This is a genomic window from Ruegeria sp. YTSA075 (assembly GCF_059610245.1).
In genome coordinates, this window is record NZ_JBXWNG010000002.1 from 143,557 (window position 1) to 163,744 (window position 20,188).

The following is a 20,188-nucleotide window of genomic DNA, read 5'->3' on the forward strand; positions in this document are numbered from 1 at the left end:
ATTAGGCTTGGCCCATCCACCAACGGCGCGGCTCGACATTTTCCGGCAGGGTGTCGGCCGGAATTTCACGCGCGATATCGTAGATTTCCTGATACGTATCGATGCCGCCAGCCCATTTGTTCAGGCGTTCACGCCACTGCGCCCAAGGTTCTGGGTTATAGTTCGGAGCGCACATTTCTTCGGCCAGTTTGATCTGATCGTCCGGCAGGAAGGCCGGGCGGACACCGTTCTCGGCAAAGATCGTGTTGGGAAGCTGGGGCTCCGAGAAGCCAACTGTGTTCAACAACGCGGCCTCATTCGCACCTTGAATCAACGCCTGAGTGAAGTAGGAAGACTCCATCACTGCGTCTTGCAAATCGCCGCCCAGGCTGTCGAACACCTTGGCCGACATAGAGGTATGTTCGGTGCCGCAGAAGAACTTCAGGTTCACCGACTGCGAAACCACCGGCGCCATGTTGGCGTAGGCCACGGCCGAGGCCCACGTCTCGGCCCCGTCGATCAAGCCGGTCTTCAACGCGTCCAGGGTTTCTTCCCAAGCGACAGGAACAGGGTTCAGGTTTAGCAATTGCATGGCAATCCGACCCAGCTGTGTACCTGTTACACGGTTTTTGGTGCCAAACAGTTCTTCCAGCTTGGTCACGGTTGGCTTGTCGGCAAAGGTCGAACCCATTTGCAAACCACGCAACTCGCAATGGGTGAACAGGAATTTTAACCCATGCCGTTTCTCAAGCGGATCGCGTAGGATGCGTTGGCTCGCTGGGCTGTAGAAGAAGTGATACTGCGCCGCGCGGCTGGGGAACATGTAGGCATAGTCCAGAACGTTCAGATAGGGCGCGCCGCCAGCCGAGTTTTGGGTTGATGCCGCATAGATATCGACAATGCCCTGCTGGGTTTTCTCGACACAGCTCAGCTGACCACAGATCTGGTTATCGCCGATGAACTCGATCCGAATCTCACCATCGGTGCGTTCTTCAAGATCGCGCGCGAACTCGATAGCTCCGGCGCGTTCGATCAGAAGGTTTCGGGTGTTGAAGCCAGAGGCGCCAAACTTCAGCGTGTGCTTTGGTTCTTTGGAAAAGCGCTTCTCATAAGTAGACTCAGCGGCCTGCGCCAAATTCGCCAGACTCATCGCGCCACCGAACCCGCCAGCCGCCAGTAGCGTCGAGCTCATGCCGTAGCGTCCGGCCACGCGGAAGAAATCCCGCCGCGAAATACCACTTAGTTTTTGACCAATCTCCATTGCTTACCTCCCTGATCGCAAATAATGAGACTATTTGTATCAAAAAATGCTAGTATAATTCTTGCATCTTGCATAGAGTTTTTTTCAGCGACTTTGGGAGGAGGCAGTCATGGAAGTGGATTATGCGGTTGTTGGCGCGGGGTCTGCGGGCTGCGTTATTGCCAATCGGCTCAGCGCTGATCCCAAGAACACAGTGGCCCTGCTAGAGGCCGGCGGGCGCGATACGAACCCCTGGATTCACATTCCCGTCGGTTACTTTAAAACGATGCATAACCCGTCGGTCGACTGGTGCTACCGGACGGAGCCCGACCCCGGCCTGAATGGTCGATCCATCGACTGGCCGCGCGGCAAGGTCTTGGGTGGCTCATCTTCGCTTAACGGGTTGCTTTATGTGCGCGGACAGAAAGAAGATTATGACCGCTGGCGTCAGATGGGCAATGAAGGCTGGGGCTGGGACGATGTGTTGCCCTTGTTCAAACGCAGCGAAGATCAGGAACGGGGCGTGGACGAATTCCACGGTGTTGGCGGGCCCTTGTCTGTGTCGAACATGCGCATTCAGCGCCCTATCTGTGACGCATGGGTCGCCGCCGCGCAGGCCGAAGGCTATCCCTTTAATCCCGATTACAACGGTGCCGAACAGGAGGGCGTTGGGTATTTCCAACTAACGACGCGAAATGGTCGCCGTTGTAGTGCCGCCGTCGCCTATCTGAAACCAATACGCGATCGTCAGAACCTGAACATCATCACTAAAGCTTTGGTGTCGCGGGTGATCCTGGACGGCAAAAAGGCCACCGGGCTGGTATACCGGGATAGATCGGGTGTGGAGCACACTCTGAAAGTGCGGCGCGAGATTATCCTGTCGGGTGGTGCGATCAACTCGCCCCAGATTTTGATGTTGTCCGGGATCGGAGATCCGGATCACCTCAAGGAAAACGGCGTTGAACCGTTACACGCGCTGCCGGGTGTTGGCAAAGGACTTCAGGATCATCTTCAGGCTCGGCTGGTCTTCAAATGCAATGAGCCCACGTTGAATGACGAGGTGCGCAGCCTATTCAATCAAGCGCGTATTGCATTGAAATACGCTCTATTCCGCGCAGGACCGATGACCATGGCGGCTAGCTTGGCCACAGGTTTCATAAAGACTCGCCCAGATGTCGAAACGCCAGATATTCAATTCCATGTTCAACCCTGGTCCGCCGATAGCCCGGGGGAGGGCGTGCACCCGTTTTCAGCCTTCACAATGTCTGTTTGCCAGTTGCGCCCGGAAAGCCGCGGGGAGCTTAGGTTAGACGGCCCTGATCCATCCACGCACGTCAAAATCATACCGAATTACCTGTCCACAGAAACCGATTGCCGTACCATGGTCGATGCAGTGAATATCGCTCGGCGGATTGCCAAACAGAATCCACTTGCCTCGAAGATCTCTGAAGAGTTTCGACCATCGGCTGAGCTGAGCCTTGACGACTATGAGGGTACATTGGATTGGGCCAGATCGAACACCGCATCAATCTATCACCCGACAGGTACCTGCGCGATGGGACAGGCCGAGACATCAGTCGTCGATGCAAAACTGAAGGTCCATGGAATATCGAACCTGCGCGTCGCGGATTGTTCGATCATGCCGGAAATCGTCAGTGGCAACACCAATGCACCAGCGATCATGATCGGTGAAAAAGCAAGCGATCTGATACTGGCAGACGCCTGACGCGCGGACTGACCGGAGTTGAGGTTTGCCTCCCGTCGAATGTGCAGACCTAAACTACCCTAGAAGTAGTTTGAATGATGGATGGCGTTCCGCGCCGCTTGGCATAATCTCTTGAATCGCTAACAGAATCTTATCCGATGAAGACAGTTTCAGGCGTCTGCGGCTGTCTAGAATATGGGCCAGCCAGGCACGTGCTCCGATATCTCGGGCCATTTGTTCTGCGTGATCCAGATCTCTAACCAGTACATCTGCATGTGCTTTTACCAGATAGCGAGACTCTGCGCGCAGCCGGAGAATTTCGGGCCAGATCATCGTGTTGCCCCGGGCGTTTTCGGGCGTATCAATCGTTGCCCACAGTCCCTCGGCGTCTTCATGTCGCCCCACGCAAGCATAGGCATGAGCCAACAGTGCTTCGTGGTATCTGGTCAAAAATCGAATGCCCAGAGCCTCTGCACCCGTTATTGCGGCTTCCAAGTCAGCCAGCGCTGCTGCGGGGTTTTCGTTGTGATAACGCGCGGCAGCCATCCAAAGATTTGCGCCGACAATCCAAAAGGGTTGTCCAAATGTTTCAGCCAGTGCCTTGGCCTGTTCCAGTTCTTCGCGGATCGGTATGCCACTTGGCGCGTAACAGCGCGCTGCTGTGCTGAAAACGCGAATATATGGGACAAGTGGTGCAACATCCAACCGTTCCCCATGCGCGCGGGCCGAAGCCAACGCCTGCTCCCAGCCATCCGTATCACCCGTGATAAAGCGCCCGTGCGCCCGGAATAGATGGACCAGTTCCAGACAATCCATCGAATAGGTCATTACATGCAGCTTATGTTGGTCAAAATCATACAGTTCGGCGGTGCGCTGATAGGCTGCTTCCTGCGTGGCGAATGCACCAAGGCTGAAACACGTAACCGATCGTGCGCAGTTTGAAACAACGCCTAGCTTGGGCTCGACTTCGGCAATGTGTTCCATGCGCTCAACCATTCGCACGGTGCCCGACACATCTGACAGTGTGAAAGCATGGGTCCAGATACCCCATGCGATCTGGAATTCAAGCTCACCACCCCCGGCGATCGTTTCGCACAGTGACAGTGCATTGCCATAGGCTGCGGCTGCACGAGCGGAGCCAAACCCCTCCTGCTGAACCAGCGCGTTACCAAGTACAAATTCAGTCGACATTTCCAGGCGATTGCGTAGATCCTGGTCTTCGATTTTCTCTAGTAGCCCCTTGGCAATTTTAGCAACACGCACGCTTTCTGCGATCTCACCGCGCATGGTTGCGACCTGAGCGGCCTCGGCCAGTTTCGGGATGGCCTGCGCATAGTCTTCGCACCCCATCAAGTGCTTTGCTTCGATGATCGGATTGGTCTTGAGAGTTTCAGGTGCAATCGCCCGATAGGCCTGCAGCGCGTCCCCATGCAGCTTGCGGGCGCGCGTGTTCAACATGGATGTGACCACCGCATCGCGCAGCAGCGCATGATCGAAGGCAAGCTCGTTGGCACCCCTTTGCCGAAGCAAACTGCGATAGACAAGCGTGTCCGTGGTCTTTTGGACCTCGTGCATTGGTTTGTTCATCATGGCAGCAGCTACGTCCGTTGTTGCATAGTCCTGCAGGACGGCGACAACCTCGACCAGCTGCCTTTCATCCTCATCGACATCTAGCCGTTGTTGAAGGGCTTCAATCAGGTTTTGCGGTATGGTCGCCTCGATACTCGCTTGCGGCTGTTCCAGTAGGGTCATCGTGTAATGGTACACATAAAGCGGTATGCCATTCGCCCGTTCGATTATCTTGTCGCGTGTTGATTGGTTGAGCCGGGCATCCGGGTCTAGAAATCCAATCAGCCTGCCCGCAGAGTGATCTGCAAGTGGGGTCAGATCGATGCGCAGGTCTGCTTCCAACTTCAGGTTCCGCCCCTCCAGCCTGTGTGTCGCCAACAAAAACAACGGCCGGTTGCGGAAAACCTGCGAAAGCAGAGTCAGGAAGGTGACAGAATCCTCATCAAGCCATTGGGCATCGTCGATGAAAAGAATGAGTGGTTCCTTAGAGAGTTCGCGCTCCAATATGGCCTGCAACGCCTCTGTGATACGGCTCTGACGAACAATTGGCGCCACAGGTATTTGCGATGTATTCATGAGCCGTTGAAGCCCGTCTAGCATACCTTCAGGCGCCCATTCCTCGAGGGATGCGGTCGGGTCCGTCCCGTTCTGTTCTTGAGCGATCAACGCACGTATTGCGGCGTTGAAACAGGCATAACTCTGCTCGCTGCGGTGAAGGGATCCCGCGACGCGTATGACGTTTGCATCCGGAACTGACGCCAGGAATTGCTCGGCCAGCATTGTTTTGCCGTAGCCTCCGGGGGCCATAACATCTGCAAATGTAAATCGGCCCGATACAGCATCCGCGTAACAAGTGCTGATCTGATTTATCAGGTCAGAGCGACCAAGCATCGGCTGTCCGACCGGGTTCAATTCGACTTGCCCGTCCCAAAGCGCATGTTGATCCTGAAAACCTGGTTGGACATTCAAGGCATCGCCTGTCACAAAGGGGGGCTGATCACCTGTCAGGTGCGGAACGTCAATCGCCCAGACATCGATGGGATTGCGGAAGCCTTTGAGCGTTGTCTCACCAACGTCTCTGAGGTTAAGCGCCGCCAGATCGATGGACCGCCTGACTTCGGATGAAAAGAAGATGCTGCTTGGGCTCGCCAGCGATTGCAGACGCGCAGCGCGGTTCACCGCGTTACCGATGGCCAGTGCTTCCTGAGCCGCCTCGCCGGCGCGCACGATGTTTACAACGCTCCACCCGGTTGCGATGCCGCAACAAGCTTGCAAAAGCTTTCCCTGTATTGTGAGTGCCGAGGCGATTTCGATGATCCTGATTGCGCAAGCAACTGCAGTGGCAGCGCTGTTTTTGATCGACCTTGGGTACCCAAAATAGGCCATGGCGCCATCGCCCATGTACTTCGCAACAAAGCCGCCCGCATTTTGGATTTCCTGCTGGCACTGGCTTTGAAAGCTCTGAATTACCTCGAACATGGCTTCATTGCCAAAATGCTGTGTTGCATCGGTTGAGCCGACAAGGTCAATGAACACAACGGTCATGTATTGGGATCGTGCTTCGCTGGCTTCTCCGATACGGGCGCCGCAGCCTGAACAGAAATTCACGCCAGCTTGGGATGGCTTTCCGCAGCGTGTACAAATCATCTCAGTCATTTGGCCAGCTTCCTCAGGATCTTTAACTCTGCATGGGGAAACGGGTCGCTGAAAACCGCGGGACGGTTCTGAATATGCGTCAAAGCTCAGACATCTAATACCCAATTCGGGGTCAGAATTCGGGAATAAGATGCCTGGTTGCACGTTCCCCCGTTCGTGCAGCGTACCAAGCGCGGTCAGCCTGATCCTGCTGACCAAAGCATAGTGTATTTAGATATAATGCTCGAAATATGCTGTTTTGTCGACAAATTCGAAACGTTAACGCCATCTCTCTTCGGTTAGAACTTCGCAGATCACGCAGGTCTGGACCAATTCTCGAACTCAGGAGTTACCAGTAAAACCTATTTCTTGCCGTTCGCCCGGCGCATTCAGAAAAGACAGGTGACTTGTTCTCCGGTTTATTCCTGTCGTTTGAGAATGCATTTAACAATCGTTGGATTGACGTCGCGGGCTCGAATTTAGCGCATCGAATTGGGCGAACTAATTCCCCAATGAAGGCCGGAAGAAAACAAACTTTGGGCACAATGAAGAGATTCCTTGAGTTGGCGCCGGATTCAAGGATGATCTTGATGCTCGCAACCGCGTCTGAATTTTGACTCGTTGCGAGCGTTGTTCCTCCGTCCACGCGTATTTGGCCATCATAAGAGTGGTCTAAAGTTGTGAAAGTAGATGGTGATATAGATGTTCAAATACAAAAGCCCGCTTAGCCGTATTCTTGACGGGACCAATATGCCCAATGTGGGCGAGGAAGAAACGGTCGATAGTGACGTTATCGTTGTTGAAGATGCAGAAGTGGCAGCTGAACAGCCTGAGCCAGAGATCGCTGCACCCGAAGTCGCCAACAAGGTCGAGATACCAGCAGCAGGATCGGATGAAATTGCGTCTCAGGCATTTGCGGAGAGGCTCGAAGCCCTGAACGCACCCAGCGTGGCAGAAGTTCCAGCGGTTCAGACGGCTGATACGGTTCAGCCAGCCGATCTTGACGAAACACCCAGCACAAATGCCGAGGCCGCCGAAGTAGCGGCTGCCCCAACAAAACGCAACGGGCGGGTTAAGACCACCTTTTTGGGCTTCGGTGATCAGACGGACCCGATCAAGGACATTCTGAAGAACGCACCGCCGGTCCAGTCCGAGACCCGGCAGGAAACATATCCCGTCGGCTGGTTGGTCGTCACAAAAGGTCCGGGAAGAGGAACCAGTGTGATGCTGACTGATGGGCTGATGCAGATCGGTCGAAATGATGATCAAGCGATCCAGCTGGATTTTGGAGACAATGGTATCTCGCGCAGCAATCACGCAGTCATCGCATATGACGCAGAATCCCGGAAGTGCTACCTGGGTCACGGGGGTAAGGCGAACCTGGTACGCCTGAACTCAGGCCCGGTTCTGAGTACTGTCGCGTTGGCAAGCGGTGACTGTATTCGCATCAGCGATACCACCATGCGGTTTACAGCTTTTTGCGACGATGATTTCGACTGGAAAGAGGGTTGAGTTGATCTAAAGTAAACTCTCCTTAAACAAGAGCGCTTTGCGAAATTGCAGGGCGCTTTTTGTTTTTTAAGGACTGGGTCAGTGGAAGAATATACAAATATATAATAAAAAACAATAGTTTATGTTGATATAAGATGAGTCTAAAAATCAACATAAATTCTTCTTGGGCGCACCTTATTACAGTTCAATTTCTTGTGTTGTTAATCAAATCGGTGGGTAGAAAGTGAGTAAGGGTAAGGTTGATCGATATGAGAATGAACCGAAGAGTTTTTGTAAATAGCACATCGCTGGCGGCCTGTGTCGCTATGGTGCCTGTCGGAGGGCGTGCTCTGGCGATGGCAGCCGGGCAAGTCGCACACCGGATACTGGCTGCAGACAAGTTGAGTTTCCTGACCGAGAAGGTTGCGAAAGCAGTTGTGCTGCTGAGCCTGGGTGCCGAAGTCGAAAAGGATCTTGCTGAACTGCAAGAAGCCCATGATGAGTTTGACGACATTCTGCTGGGCTTCCGCGAGGGTAAAGGATCCTCGGGTGTTGACCGCGAGCGGTTTGTCTCGGTGAACAACGCGCTGAAAGAGGTCGAAAAGCTTTGGATGCCTTACCGCAAGGCGATTGAAGAGATCATCGAGGCGGGATCGGTGGATGATGAACATCTGCACCTGATTATCGACAATGATGAGGTTCTGGAAAAGACCTGCCACGAAGTCGTTCGCAAGCTTGAAGACGCATATGGCAACGTGGATATTGATCTGGCGCTGGCATTGGCATTGGATTTTGCTGGACGTCAGAGAATGCTGACACAGAAGATCTGCAAGGAAATCGCACTGGCAGCAACAGGTCAGGACACCGAAGAGCACCACAAGAAATTCAAGAAGAACGCCAAGAAGTTCGGCAAGATTGTCGATGTTCTGATTGAAGGTGGAAGCAGTTCAATCACGATGGCCAAACCGCCAAGCAACGCGGCACTTGAGGCATTGACCGAAGTCCAGACCCATTGGGCGAAACTGCAGCCAGTTGTCGAGCAGCTTGATAGCGTGGATGTGCCAAACGTCGATGACGTGGCCCACTTCTGCGCCGAGATGGATGTGCTTGAAATCGAATCCGAAAAGGCCGCGCTTCTCTATGAAGAGGCCATCAAGCTGGATTCCTGAACTCTAACCATGTTTCGCGTGATTTGGCCCCAAACTACAGCACCTGCACGGAACCCGTAGCAAAACCAAATTGCGATAACTTTGATGCCCAAAAACATGCGTCAGAAAAGTACTAAATGAGTGCTAACTCGAGGAGTTAAAATGTTAAATTCACCATTCACGCGGCTTTGTGTTGCCGCATCAATCATCTCAGGCGCTGTCACCACCGCGTCACTTGCACAAGAGGTTCGTCTGGTTGGGAAGGACAGCAATATCGACGTGATCGGCAATCTTCTGTCGTCAAAAGACGGGAAGTATCTGGTCGAAACGGATATCGGCGAGTTCGTGATCAATCAGGACCTTGTGACTTGCGAAGGTGAAGCGTGCCCGACTGAGCAAACCTATGTCTATGACCTTGAAATTTCCGCCCCCGATGAAATCGCGGAAGTTCTGGTTCCGATCATCGCCGAAGGCTACGCGGCAGCAGCTTTGGAGGCTGAGGCGCAGCTTTATGACGAAAACGGAGAGCCGGTAGATACTGAAACCGTAGACGTGGGCGACCATAAATACGGCGAGGAGCATGACTTTGCCCTGTTGCTGACCGATCTGGAAGGTGAGGATGTCGCAACGTTCGGTATTCATACGGCCAATGGCGCGCGCCTGTTCGAGCGTCTTGCGAAGAAAGATGCTTCGATCATCTTCACCGAAACCTCTGCGCGCAAAGCGGATCGTTCCATCGTTTCGGAAGGCAGCGGCGGCAACTTGCGCGACTTTGATCAGGAGCGTGTTATCGCGGTGGACGGTTTTGCGATGATCGTGAACCCGCTGAACCAGATCCCCGATCTGAGCGTCAAGCAGGCTCGTGACATCATGTCGGGTGATATCACGAACTGGTCCGAGGTTGGCGGTTCGGATGCACCCATCCATGTCTACTCGTTCGACCCGGATACCGAAGCGTATCATCATATCGAAAAGCTTCTATTCAAGAAGTCCGACAAGACGCTGACGAACGAGTCGAGCATTGTCCACGATCGCACTGAGTTGACGACCGCGATCATGGAGGATGTAGCTGGCTTCGGTATCGTCAACTATGCCGCTAAGCGCGATGCGCGTGCTGTTCCGCTGCGCACAACTTGCGGTATCGTTCAGGACCCCAGCCTCTTCAACCTGAAGACCGAGGAATACTATCTGCAGGAACGCGTTGTGGCTTATAACCGTTCGGATATCGACGGCTATGCGCGCGAACTGGTTGATTTCCTGGATGACGGCAGCCTGGACGGTCTTGTTGCCAAAGCTGGTTATATCGACCTGTCGATCACATCAGACAGTCAGGAGCGCGCCGCAGAACGCCTCGTTGCCGAACTGGAAGAGGGTGAGAACGAGTATGAGGCGGAGCTTGTCGAAGACCTGCTGAAAAACATGAACACTCATGAGCGGCTCTCGACGACCTTCCGTTTCGCGCCGGGCTCGAAGCGGTTCGACAACAAAGCCGAACGCGACCTGAAGCGCATGGTGCGCTATCTGGCCGAAACCAAGCCTAGCGAAGTCGTGATTGTCGGGTTCACTGACAACAAAGGCCCCTTCGACTCGAACCTGCTGATCTCGCAGGAACGGGCCCAGGCTGCGCTGGATCACCTGATCGAAGTTGCAACAGGTGGCGAACTGGACGGGATCACCCTGAAGGCGGCTGGCTATGGCGAGCTGGAACCCGTGGCCTGCAATGACAGCCCGCGTGGCCGAGCGATCAACCGCCGTGTCGAAGTGTGGATCGCCGGTTAAGGCAAAACAGGCAAGCCGCGGGTGCCACCTCGCGGCTTGCACGTCACTAGTACAGTTTCTTCAGGGTTCGAGGCGAGTATGAAAAGTTGGTCAAAATATGCTGCCGCAATAGCCTTTGGTTGCATCGCGTCTTCAGGGCTTGCGCAGGAAGTAACATTGACCTCGAAGGACGGCTCTAGGTCGGTGACTGGCGAACTGGTCACAATCCAACCCGGTAAGTTCATCGTACGATCAAATGTTGGGGTGCTATCCCTAAATGCAGCAGAGTTTCATTGCATCGGCACGGCTTGCCCCGCGAACCTGCCAACAGATACTGACCTCGTTGTGGCTGGAAGCGCCGGTTTGGCTGATATCCTGCTTCCGTTGCTGGCCGAAGGTTTCGCCGCCGAACAGGAACTCTTTTCCGATGTTTTTGATCTACAGGGCGTGCCGCTTGGTGAACAGCATGCGTTCGGACAGAATGATACTGCTTCTGTCGCGATCGGATCTGAGGCTTTCGACATTCTGATCATGGATGAAGAGGCCAGCCCGGTTCACAGCATTCTTGTGAAAGAGGCTTCGGGTCAGAACCTTTTTGAGGCCTTGATCGCCGGCGAAAGCGATCTGATTGTCAGCGAAGAACCGGTCTCACCCCAGAACTATGCGCAGGCCAGAAAAAGTGGTCTGGGTGAGTTGACCTCATTTCAGCAGGAACATGTTCTGGCGGTTGATGGCTATACGGCGACGGTCAATCCAGCGAATGAACTGCTGGCTCTGACACTTGATCAGATATCGCAAATCCTGTCGGGCGAGATTGTAAACTGGACTCAGTTTGGTGGACCCGATCACAAGATCAACGTCTACACGTTACCGCAAAACTCGGAAGCGTTTCACAGGGTCGACGGGCTTATCCTTTCCCCTTTCGAACGCGATTTTCTGACCGATGGCAACATTGTAAACTCGAACCGAGAGCTCTCGCGCGCGATTGAAACCGACCCATATGGCTTCGCCGTCATGCGGTTTTCCAACATCCGAGATGCGCGCCCGGTGCCGTTGCGCAGTGAATGTGGGATCATCCATCTGCCCAACCAGTTTTCGATGAAGACCGAGGAATATGGGCTGCAGAACCGGGTGACCGTTTATAATGGCCGTGATCTTTCAGGAGTTGGCGCGCAATTGGTCGAATTTCTGGACAGCCCGCGCATTGATGGGTTCGTATCCAAATCCGGTATCACCAGCCTATCGGTCATCGCGCAAAGCGAGGATGAGAAGTTTGCCCGGCTCAGATCGGATATCGCCGACATGACAGTCTCGGCTAGCGCTTCCGAACTCCGGTCTTATGTGAGTGACAAGCTGACAACTGCGCGTCTGTCGACAACATTTCGCTTTTCGCCCAGTTCTGCGGCTCTGGACAACAAGGCGAAGCGGGATATCGAGCGGATTGCCGAGTATATACGCGATGTTGAACCCCAAAAAATCATTCTGGCCGGGTTCGCGGATGCGGGTGGCAGCTATGGGAAGAACCGTCAGCTATCGCTCGCGCGGGCCAGGCAGGTTCTGCGAGAACTTGCAACAAGCTTGGAAGCCAGCGGGCCCGTCAACACTGTGATCGAAGTGCGTGGATATGGGGAAATGGCCCCGGTTGCCTGCAATAGCAACGCGATTGGTCGTGCGAAGAACCGGCGTGTTGAGGTTTGGAGTGAAGTGAACAGCCCCGATGCAGAGGTGCGCGCATGGGGTGGATAGTGAACGAATGCGCGGTTTCTGAGGTCGATTCTCCTCAGGTGTTGGTGGCAAAAAAAAGTCGGGCAAATCTGCGTTCGACGACAGCAAGGTAAGTGTTTCATATGGTACAATCAGCCCACTCAAACGACCAGTTCCCGGATGAACTTGCCCCAGGCACCAAATTGCTCTCCGGCCAGTACACCATCATCCGTTTCCTCAACAGCGGCGGCTTCGGCATTACGTACCTTGCCAAGGACAGCCTTGAGCGGACAATCGTGATCAAGGAATGCTTCCCCGAAGCGATCTGCCGCCGCAGCAACACCGCGGTTCGCCCGCGGTCGCAGTCGCATACATCTTCATACGAAGCTCTGGTTCGATCCTTCGAAAAAGAAGCGCGTAATCAGTCGAAACTGGTGCATCCCAACATCGCGGGTGTGCATCAGGTGTTCAGAGACAACGAAACCGCCTATATGGCGATCGACTTCATCGAGGGCAAAGATCTTCTGGATACGATTGAAGATCGTGAGACGATGCCACCAAATGAGGTCGAACAGCTGCTGCGCACCACTCTGGAAGCCATCGGTTTCATTCATAGCGAAGGTATGTTGCATAGGGATATCTCGCCCGACAACATTCTGATCAACAAGGACGGCGAGCCGGTGATCATTGACTTTGGCGCTGCGCGCGAGAGTGCTGCCAAATCCGACCGTGCAATGTCGATGTTGAGAGTTGTCAAGGAAGGGTATTCTCCGCAGGAGTTTTATCTGCAAGGGGCTGAACAGGATCAATCTAGCGATCTTTATGCGTTGGCAGCTACATTCTATCACGTCATCAAGGGGTCTGCCCCACAGGATAGTCAGACCCGGCTGGCGGCTTTGGCTCAGAATGGCAAAGACAGTTACGAGCCGCTTGAAGGCATGGTTGAAGGATATCCTGTCACTTTCCTGCGGGCGCTTGACCGCGCCCTGAGCATCCCGCCTGCTGACAGGTTCCAATCTGTGCAGGAATGGCAAGACGCGATCGAAGAAAGGATGCCTATTGAGGCAAAACCCGAACCGGTCGAAGCCGTCGATTTCAATGATACGGTCGCAGTCAACAGCCAACCGCCGCGTGGTCGATCCAGCGCGGCGCTGATGATAGCATTGTTTGTGGCCGGGTTGGTCGGTGGTGCCTGGTATTACCTCAGTCAAAAAGGCGAGACGAATCTGGATGTGGCTGAGGTTGCCACTACCCAGCAGGTTACCACGCAACCAGAGGCTAAAGAAGAACCGCAAACCAGCGCGGCGGAACCTGCGCAACCCGAACCCCAGCCGATTGTCGCAGAGGCTGTGGCAGAGCCGGCAAGCCCGTTATCAACTGAGGCCGATGCGAACTGGATTGCATGGACGGGTCCTGCCGTGGACCTGCCATTTACCACCGTTACAACATCGCAACCGCAGGGCAGATTCTCGATGGTTTCGCTGGTGCGGTCCGATCTGGATCAAGAGGCAACCAATTGGCTGAAATCCGGTACTGTTATCTATTCGGTAAATGGCCATCTGGTTGTAGATGACGCGTCGATTATTCAGGCCATCCAGTCGCGCGCTGCCGACCCAGACAGTGGCGAGATTTCGGTTGAGATGAGGGTCAGAACCGACCCGGACAGTCCCGTTGCCGAAAAGAGCCTACCTCTTCATACCGGCCAGATGGTCGAGCTTACAAACGGAGTTCAGTTCATTACGGTTACCAATGGCAATGGAAAGTGGGTCAGCAAAGTGTTGCGTGCGCCTGCATCTACGCCGTCGGTTCGCGTAGGCGATATTGTGTTGTCAGAAACCACTTCGCACGTTGCTGTTGAGGGCGAGAATGGCATAACCCGCTTGTTTGAAGAACTGAGCCGCTCAGGTGCCGAGCTGGCGTTGTTGACCATCGCGCGCAATGGCGAGTTGCAATCAGTTGATCTGCCGCTGTCGCGCTAAGGCTCTGGCGACCTTTGAAGACCTTTCGCTGAAGGAAGTCCATGTGTCACATCCCGAGAAATTTCTGATGCAAACTGACAATTCGAGACTTAACCAGGCTGTAGCGCCTAGAAGCTTCGATATCTCAACGGTGATCAACCAAGGTGCCCGCGAATATCAGGAGGACGCCATATTTTCCGAACAATCCCCAGGGTCAGGTGTTGGGTTTGTGGTTTTGGCGGATGGTATGGGGGGGCATACGGCCGGAGATATTGCGTCAAACCTGATCGTTCGTGAGGTGATGAAAGGCTGGCTGGCCACCAATCTGAATGAGAATTCAAAGAACTCCGAAGTCACCGCATTCTTGCGCGACAGTGCCAGCAGGGCGAATGCACAAGTCTACGATGCTATTCACAATGACCTGGATATCAAGGGAATGGGTGCGACCCTTCTTGCCCTGATTTGCATACAGGACCGGGCGTTCTGGCTGTCGGTGGGGGATTCACCGCTCTATCTTTGGCGCTCTGGTGAGCTTAGGCGGTTGAACGAAGATCATTCAATGGCGCCTCAAATCGATATGATGGTGAAGCTGGGTATGCTAGATGCTGAAACCGCCCGCACACATCCTGACAGAAACATGCTTACATCTGTCATCCATGGTTCTGACATCGCCAAAATAGATTGCCCCGCGGAGCCGCTCGAACTCTGGCCGGGTGATATTCTCATTGCAGCGTCCGATGGTCTTCAGTTTCTGAGTGATCAGGGCATTCTGGAGGTTATTGCTGCCAACAGTGAAATGGGCAGTGATGTCATCGCGGATGAACTGATCAAAGCAGTGATCAGCATGGATGATCCCGATCAGGACAACACAGCTTTTTCCGTGGTGAAGGTTTGTGCTCATGATCAGGACACATAACCAGTAAATGACAGTTACTGCGAGTGCGATTGCTAAGAGGAAGACCTTGGGACACCTGTCGTGTCTTGTCGCCGCACGCCGCCAGTCTTTGAGCCTGCCGAACATGATCTCAATCCTGTCGCGCCTTTTGTACCGGCGCTCGTCGTAACGGACGGTAGTCTTGCGCTATTTCCCGTCCGGGATGCAGGGGCTTAACTTTGGCCACAGTCGACGGCTGTCTGATCGTCGTTACGCGATCTGCTTTTGTGAAACTGATAAGCGCGGCTATTAGAAATTGCCGCCGATGCGTAAATTCAAAATTTCATTGATTTACAGGGTGTTAATGACTGGCATCGAACCGATAAAATCAGAGGTCAACACTTTTTTACAAACTTGCCTGCGTTTAAGAAATGCACCGCATGTGAGAAGTCAGGCGTGAGGGAATACGTTTTGGTTCAGAGACAATCTGCGCATCAGCCAATGAGAAACATGCTGAGCTTATTGGTCTGCAGGGTCTAGCCAGCCAAAGTCCAAGGCCGTCTGGATTTTCTCGGTATGCCCAGCCAATGCGAGGTTGTGACCAAAACTCGGCAGACTACTCCTTACGCCTGTCGACTTTCTGCAAGGCTGGTATCGGTCAGTGGAACCCGGACACCGGGTTGAACAACGGCCGGATCATAGGGTGTGCGATCAAAGACCTCGCGCACCATATCCGCAAAGAAAGACAGTGGTTTGCTGGGATAGGCGGGATCAAAGCTGGATTGATCCCAGCGCTCGCAGAACTCGGCACAGTCATCGAAATAGATGCTGTCGCGATGGGCCTCGCGTTTATCGGGGTTCGCGCCTACATGCTGCCCGAAGTAAACAAGCTGAAAATCCCCATGGGTGCGCACGCACCAAGTGACCTGTTCGCGCAAGAAGGGTTTAAGGATCGAGGCCGCATATTCATCGTGATTATGCGGCGCGTAGATGTCGCCGATATCATGCAGCAAGGCGCCGACTATCCAGTCTATGTCTGCCCCGTCATACCAGGCCCGGGTGGCCGATTGAACCGAATGGCCAAGACGCGTGACCTGATAGCCCGACAGGCTTTTGTCCAGCCGCTCCAGGGCCTCAAGCAAACGATCTGCCGTTCCTTGGCAGTACTCACGCTCCAGGGTGTCGAGGAAGGCATAGTCCTCTTTGTCCCCGTCTTTCATCTGCGTGAATTTCACCTGATCCATAGCATGTCCTTTGACGTTAACGTGTGGGTCAGCGGGCGCAAGCCAGCCCATAGTTCTAGACTATCCACGCAAATACCAGACTCAGCAAATCAAACCTGTTGTGCCGGTGAAATTAATAGTCGCCGGAGGTAGGTGTTCGACTTCGTTTAAGAGCACAAAGCTGCGCGATGATCCCGCAGCCTAGTCCAGTTCACAGCGGCATGCGAAAGGATCGGCGGGCCTGTGCGCCGCCGCGTCTTTCACGTTTTGGCATGGCAAGTGGCAAGGGTTTGAACGGTTGCTTCAGTGATGTCAAAAGCAGGTCGCAAAACGCGGCCACCGCGGGTGAATGGTCCATAAAAGGCGCCGCCGTTTCATAAGCATGCCGCGCGGCCTTTGCATAGTTGGCATTGCCCGGAACACCCGCGATCCATTGCATATAGCCAAGCTGCCCCATCTGCCGCGCTTCATCCGCTGGCATAGGTCCTGTATCAAGTTGAACAATCGTCCGTTCCAATAACATCGCGCCCTCCGCGCAAAGGGACGTGTGTGGCTGGTCACGGTGATCTGCCGGGGATTCTTGGCCCATCGGTCGTCTCTGCCGTTCCCAAGGCACCCCGCCCAGGTTCAAGTTGACTGCGGCGCATGGCATCACACACCGGAGATGGCAGGTCTCCTGACTTGCGGGTCAACGCTTTCCCGATCCTTCCCGAACCCAAGGGCCCAGTGGTTTTCAACGGGGTCGCTCGCCGCTTACAGTTGCGGGGGCAGTCACGGAGTTGGGGATCAACCCGCACCGTGTTCCCTTTTCAGCCGACTCGAACCGAGCCGGACACCATCGCCTTCACTGTCTCATAGGAAACTACCTGTGTCTATAAGGTTCAGGCACAGCCTGACGTCAGTTGAACGCCGTTCGCAACAGCCTGACAAACCGCCAGTTATCGCATGCTCAACCCGTCAAGAGGCCTTTACAGGCCGTGGTCTTCGGGTGCCTTAATGTCAGGACGTGTTGGTAAGCTGAACAGAGAGAGTTCCCCTATGTCGAACCATGGCTACGACTCTGGCCGATTGAACCTGCCCTTCGTTGGTATCTGCACCTTTGGCAAATATCCGTATATCGAGGATTGGGACGCGATTGACGCGGACGTCGCGGTTCTTGGCGCTCCGTTTGATTTCGGCTGTCAATGGCGGTCCGGGGCGCGGATGGGGCCGCGTGCGATCCGTGAGGCGTCGACGCTGTTCTCATTCGGCCACGCAGGGGCCTATGATCACGAAGATGATGTCACCTATCTGGACCCGGCCAAAGTGACCATTGTCGATATCGGTGACGCGGATATCGTGCATACCGATACGATAAAAAGCCACGCAAACATTGAGTTTGGGGTACGTAAAATTCTGGAGGCGGGAGCGCTACCGGTGGTCTTGGGCGGCGATCATTCAATCAACATCCCCTGCATCAATGCCTTTGATGATCAGGAACCAATCCATGTGGTGCAAATCGATGCGCATCTGGATTTTGTCGATGAACGCCATGGGGTGCGCTATGGCCACGGAAACCCGATGCGCCGTGCCGCTGAAAAACCCTATGTCAGAGGCCTCAGCCAAATCGGAATTCGCAATGTGTCGTCCACGGCCAAGGATGGCTATGTGGATGCCCGCTCCATGGGATCAGACATCCAGTCGGTGCGGCAATTCCGCAAGATGGGGGTCGATGGGATGCTGGCCCGCATTCCTGAAGGTGCGCGGTATTATGTGACCATCGACATTGATGCCTTTGACCCATCAATCGCTCCAGGTACAGGTACACCAAGCCATGGCGGGTTCATCTACTACGAAGTGCTGGAGCTAATGGCAGGTCTGGCCAAACGGGGCCACATTGTTGGTCTCGATCTGGTTGAGGTTGCCCCGGATTATGACGCCACCAGCTCTACCCAAATCCTTGCGGCGCAGCTGCTGATGAACATCATCGGGCGGGTGCTTCATGAGAAAGAGCAGCGTTAGATCCGCCAATCGTCATCTATGCGTGCAGAGCGTTTGAGCGTGCCGCCGCCATTGGCGGTGGTTTTGTGCTATACTGGGCGCATTGAAGCACTCCTTAAGGGGGATTTTTAGATGACTACGATTGCCAAACTGAATTTTCTTAGAAAACAAGCCGGATTGCCGCTGATCCGTTTTGACCTGATCAGATTACGTGACGAAGATATTCAGGACCTGCGTGATGCCTATGCTGCAATGTACGAAATATCGGACATCGCGATGGGCGATCGACGCGGATATTTCGCACTGGCGCGCGGCCACGGTTATGATCAGGACCTTTGTCACGATGATGACCGCACGTTTCTGACCTGGCACCGATCCTATGTCTATTCATTCGAAAAATCGCTGAACAGCGCGCTTCAATGGAAGCGCGGGGATAGTGAGCTTGAATTGACGCTTCCTTATTGGGATTGGACGCAGTTTGCTACCGCGACGCACGCCACGAACGGGCTGCCGAAAGTAGTGGACGATGCGACCTACACAAACAGTGCCGGGGACGAAGTTCCCAACCCGCTGGCCCGCGCGCGCAGTCTCTATCGCAGCATTGCCCTGGGTCTGACCGGCGATGAGGTCTTTACACGCAGATACACGACGCGCCTGCGTAGCAATATCCCGTTGCTGGAGGATGAGGTTGAGCGCTATTTGACCAACCCAAACTTTGAAGCCTTCCAAGCCGATTTCAACTTCGCGGCTCATGGCGGTATCCACGTCCTGACGGGGGGCACGGATACATCGTCGCCCTTGCCCCGCTCGATTGGAGATATGGGTAGCACAGTGTCTGCCTCATATGACCCGGTATTCTGGCTGCACCATGCGATGTGCGACAAGGTTTGGGCAGATTGGCAGGCGCTATGGCCCGGGGCCAATGTTCCACAGCATGTTCTCGACACAGTCGTATATGACGGTCGGGTGGGCCGCGATTTGATCGACGCGGAAACCTCGCTCAGATACATCTATTCCGAGGATTCCGTTGAAGCCGCGATTGGTGCTTTGGGAACCTCGGACAACGCACCCGTGGCCACATTGTCAGCGGCAGCAAGTCATGTCACCGAGGTTCGGCTGGGCACAGTGAAAGCCGGATTTGTCAGGGCCGAACTTGAATTCCATCGCATGCGACCGCCGACCGAAAGCTTTGAGCTGCGTGCCTATGTCGACAACGCCAATTGCGATGCCTCAACTGGGTACAAAGACAAAAGCTATGCGGGGCGCCTTGTGTTTTTTGGCCATGGCACCTGTCCGGGCGCGCCGGGTCACTGTAACCCTGCCTTAGCCGTCCGTGATGACTATGATCAAAGATACAAGCATCCGCTTAGATATGAACACACGCGGTATCGGCTGGACATCACACGCGGTTTGCGGCGCTTTATTGGTCGAAAGAAGACGGTAAAAAACCTGAAGATTTACCTTGTGACGCTGGATGACAAAGGTGAGTCCGTCGCGCCCGAGACGCTGGTCTATGATCAATGTTCGCTAAGAACCTATGCCAAAACCTAAACTGCTGGGGTCGGATCCTTGGACGTTAGACTTACGGATAAAGCTGTCAAAGACAGGGTTCTAAGGATCTGGCTGCGCCGTGTCCCGGAGGCGGGTGGTTTCCTGCAGGCCTGGCATATCGATGCAAACAATAATGAGCGGCAGATAGGCGGCACTACTTTGTATGGCAGGGGGGTCGGATCGACGGCACAGGAGCGCGCGATGCTGTTGTTTCGGCTGCCTCCTGATACCCCAAGTCTGAAACTGTCCGCAGGCGACCGGGTCGAAATTCGCATTGAGGCGGGAGGCAGCCTCCAGGCGCTTGATCTGGAGGCCTTAGAGGTCGAATGAAATCAGTTGATCTGTCGAAAGATCAATATCCAACCTGACGGGT

Annotated in this window: 14 protein-coding genes, 1 pseudogene and 1 riboswitch; of the genes and pseudogenes, 10 read left to right on the forward strand and 5 right to left on the reverse strand. The window is 54.4% G+C overall.

All coding sequences use genetic code 11. From position 1 onward, the window contains the following. Position 1: 1 nt before the first annotated feature. Positions 2-1,240 (reverse strand): TRAP transporter substrate-binding protein, encoded by a 1,239-nt coding sequence (locus tag AC2FGE_RS03840; RefSeq protein WP_496817871.1) that lies wholly within the window; start codon positions 1,238-1,240, stop codon positions 2-4. Positions 1,241-1,349: 109 nt separating this feature from the next. Here AC2FGE_RS03840 and AC2FGE_RS03845 point away from each other — a divergent pair, with 109 nt between their 5' ends. After that, positions 1,350-2,945 carry a GMC family oxidoreductase gene (locus tag AC2FGE_RS03845; protein WP_496817872.1) on the forward strand — a complete coding sequence of 532 codons (1,596 nt, stop codon included), beginning with the start codon at positions 1,350-1,352 and terminating at the stop codon, positions 2,943-2,945. Between the two features lie 54 nt (positions 2,946-2,999). Here AC2FGE_RS03845 and AC2FGE_RS03850 read toward each other — a convergent pair whose 3' ends face one another. Beyond that, positions 3,000-6,149, reverse strand: a complete 3,150-nt coding sequence (locus tag AC2FGE_RS03850) for an AAA family ATPase (RefSeq protein ID WP_496817873.1) — start codon at positions 6,147-6,149, stop codon at positions 3,000-3,002. A gap of 681 nt (positions 6,150-6,830) precedes the next feature. Here AC2FGE_RS03850 and AC2FGE_RS03855 point away from each other — a divergent pair. The 6 genes from AC2FGE_RS03855 to AC2FGE_RS03880 all read left to right on the forward strand — a co-directional run bounded on the left by AC2FGE_RS03855 (position 6,831) and on the right by AC2FGE_RS03880 (position 15,103). After that, entirely contained in the window at positions 6,831-7,640 is an 810-nt protein-coding gene (locus tag AC2FGE_RS03855) for an FHA domain-containing protein (protein ID WP_496817874.1), read from the forward strand. Positions 7,641-7,894: 254 nt separating this feature from the next. Beyond that, positions 7,895-8,788: a type IV pili methyl-accepting chemotaxis transducer N-terminal domain-containing protein gene (locus tag AC2FGE_RS03860; RefSeq protein ID WP_496817875.1), complete on the forward strand. Its 894-nt coding sequence runs from the start codon at positions 7,895-7,897 to the stop codon at positions 8,786-8,788. 141 nt (positions 8,789-8,929) lie between these two features. Further along, positions 8,930-10,546 carry a phosphate ABC transporter substrate-binding/OmpA family protein gene (locus AC2FGE_RS03865; protein WP_496817876.1) on the forward strand — a complete coding sequence of 539 codons (1,617 nt, stop codon included), beginning with the start codon at positions 8,930-8,932 and terminating at the stop codon, positions 10,544-10,546. Positions 10,547-10,702: 156 nt separating this feature from the next. Continuing rightward, positions 10,703-12,271, forward strand: a complete 1,569-nt coding sequence (locus AC2FGE_RS03870; protein WP_496817877.1) for a phosphate ABC transporter substrate-binding/OmpA family protein — start codon at positions 10,703-10,705, stop codon at positions 12,269-12,271. A 101-nt stretch (positions 12,272-12,372) separates the two neighbouring features. After that, entirely contained in the window at positions 12,373-14,208 is a 1,836-nt protein-coding gene (locus tag AC2FGE_RS03875; protein WP_496817878.1) for a serine/threonine protein kinase, read from the forward strand. 67 nt (positions 14,209-14,275) lie between these two features. After that, positions 14,276-15,103, forward strand: coding sequence for a PP2C family protein-serine/threonine phosphatase (locus AC2FGE_RS03880; protein WP_496818292.1), 828 nt, complete (start codon positions 14,276-14,278; stop codon positions 15,101-15,103). On the opposite strand, the pseudogene AC2FGE_RS03885 reads toward AC2FGE_RS03880, so the two are convergent. From AC2FGE_RS03885 to AC2FGE_RS03895, 3 genes and pseudogenes are all read right to left on the reverse strand, one after another. Further along, a pseudogene (locus AC2FGE_RS03885) lies at positions 15,101-15,268 on the reverse strand (IS5/IS1182 family transposase); the annotation flags it as partial. The gene AC2FGE_RS03880 and the pseudogene AC2FGE_RS03885 sit on opposite strands and share 3 nt — an antisense overlap. Positions 15,269-15,684: 416 nt before the next feature. Further along, complete coding sequence (locus AC2FGE_RS03890) at positions 15,685-16,305, reverse strand: HD domain-containing protein (RefSeq protein WP_496817879.1); 621 nt, start codon at positions 16,303-16,305, stop codon at positions 15,685-15,687. A gap of 190 nt (positions 16,306-16,495) precedes the next feature. Continuing rightward, complete coding sequence (locus tag AC2FGE_RS03895; RefSeq protein WP_496817881.1) at positions 16,496-16,765, reverse strand: hypothetical protein; 270 nt, start codon at positions 16,763-16,765, stop codon at positions 16,496-16,498. A gap of 168 nt (positions 16,766-16,933) precedes the next feature. Further along, positions 16,934-17,139, reverse strand: a riboswitch (cobalamin riboswitch). Between the two features lie 183 nt (positions 17,140-17,322). Between AC2FGE_RS03895 and speB the strand changes: the two genes are divergently transcribed. The 3 genes from speB (at position 17,323) to AC2FGE_RS03910 (ending at position 20,145) form a co-directional block, all read left to right on the forward strand. Continuing rightward, entirely contained in the window at positions 17,323-18,285 is a 963-nt protein-coding gene (speB, locus tag AC2FGE_RS03900) for an agmatinase (protein WP_496818293.1), read from the forward strand. Positions 18,286-18,396: 111 nt separating this feature from the next. Further along, a complete protein-coding gene (locus AC2FGE_RS03905) occupies positions 18,397-19,815 on the forward strand; it encodes a tyrosinase family protein (protein ID WP_496817882.1) in 1,419 nt (472 codons plus the stop codon). Between the two features lie 201 nt (positions 19,816-20,016). Then, the gene (locus AC2FGE_RS03910; RefSeq protein WP_496817883.1) at positions 20,017-20,145 is read left to right on the forward strand and encodes a hypothetical protein; all 129 of its coding nucleotides are present in this window, start codon (positions 20,017-20,019) and stop codon (positions 20,143-20,145) included. Positions 20,146-20,188 lie beyond the last annotated feature (43 nt).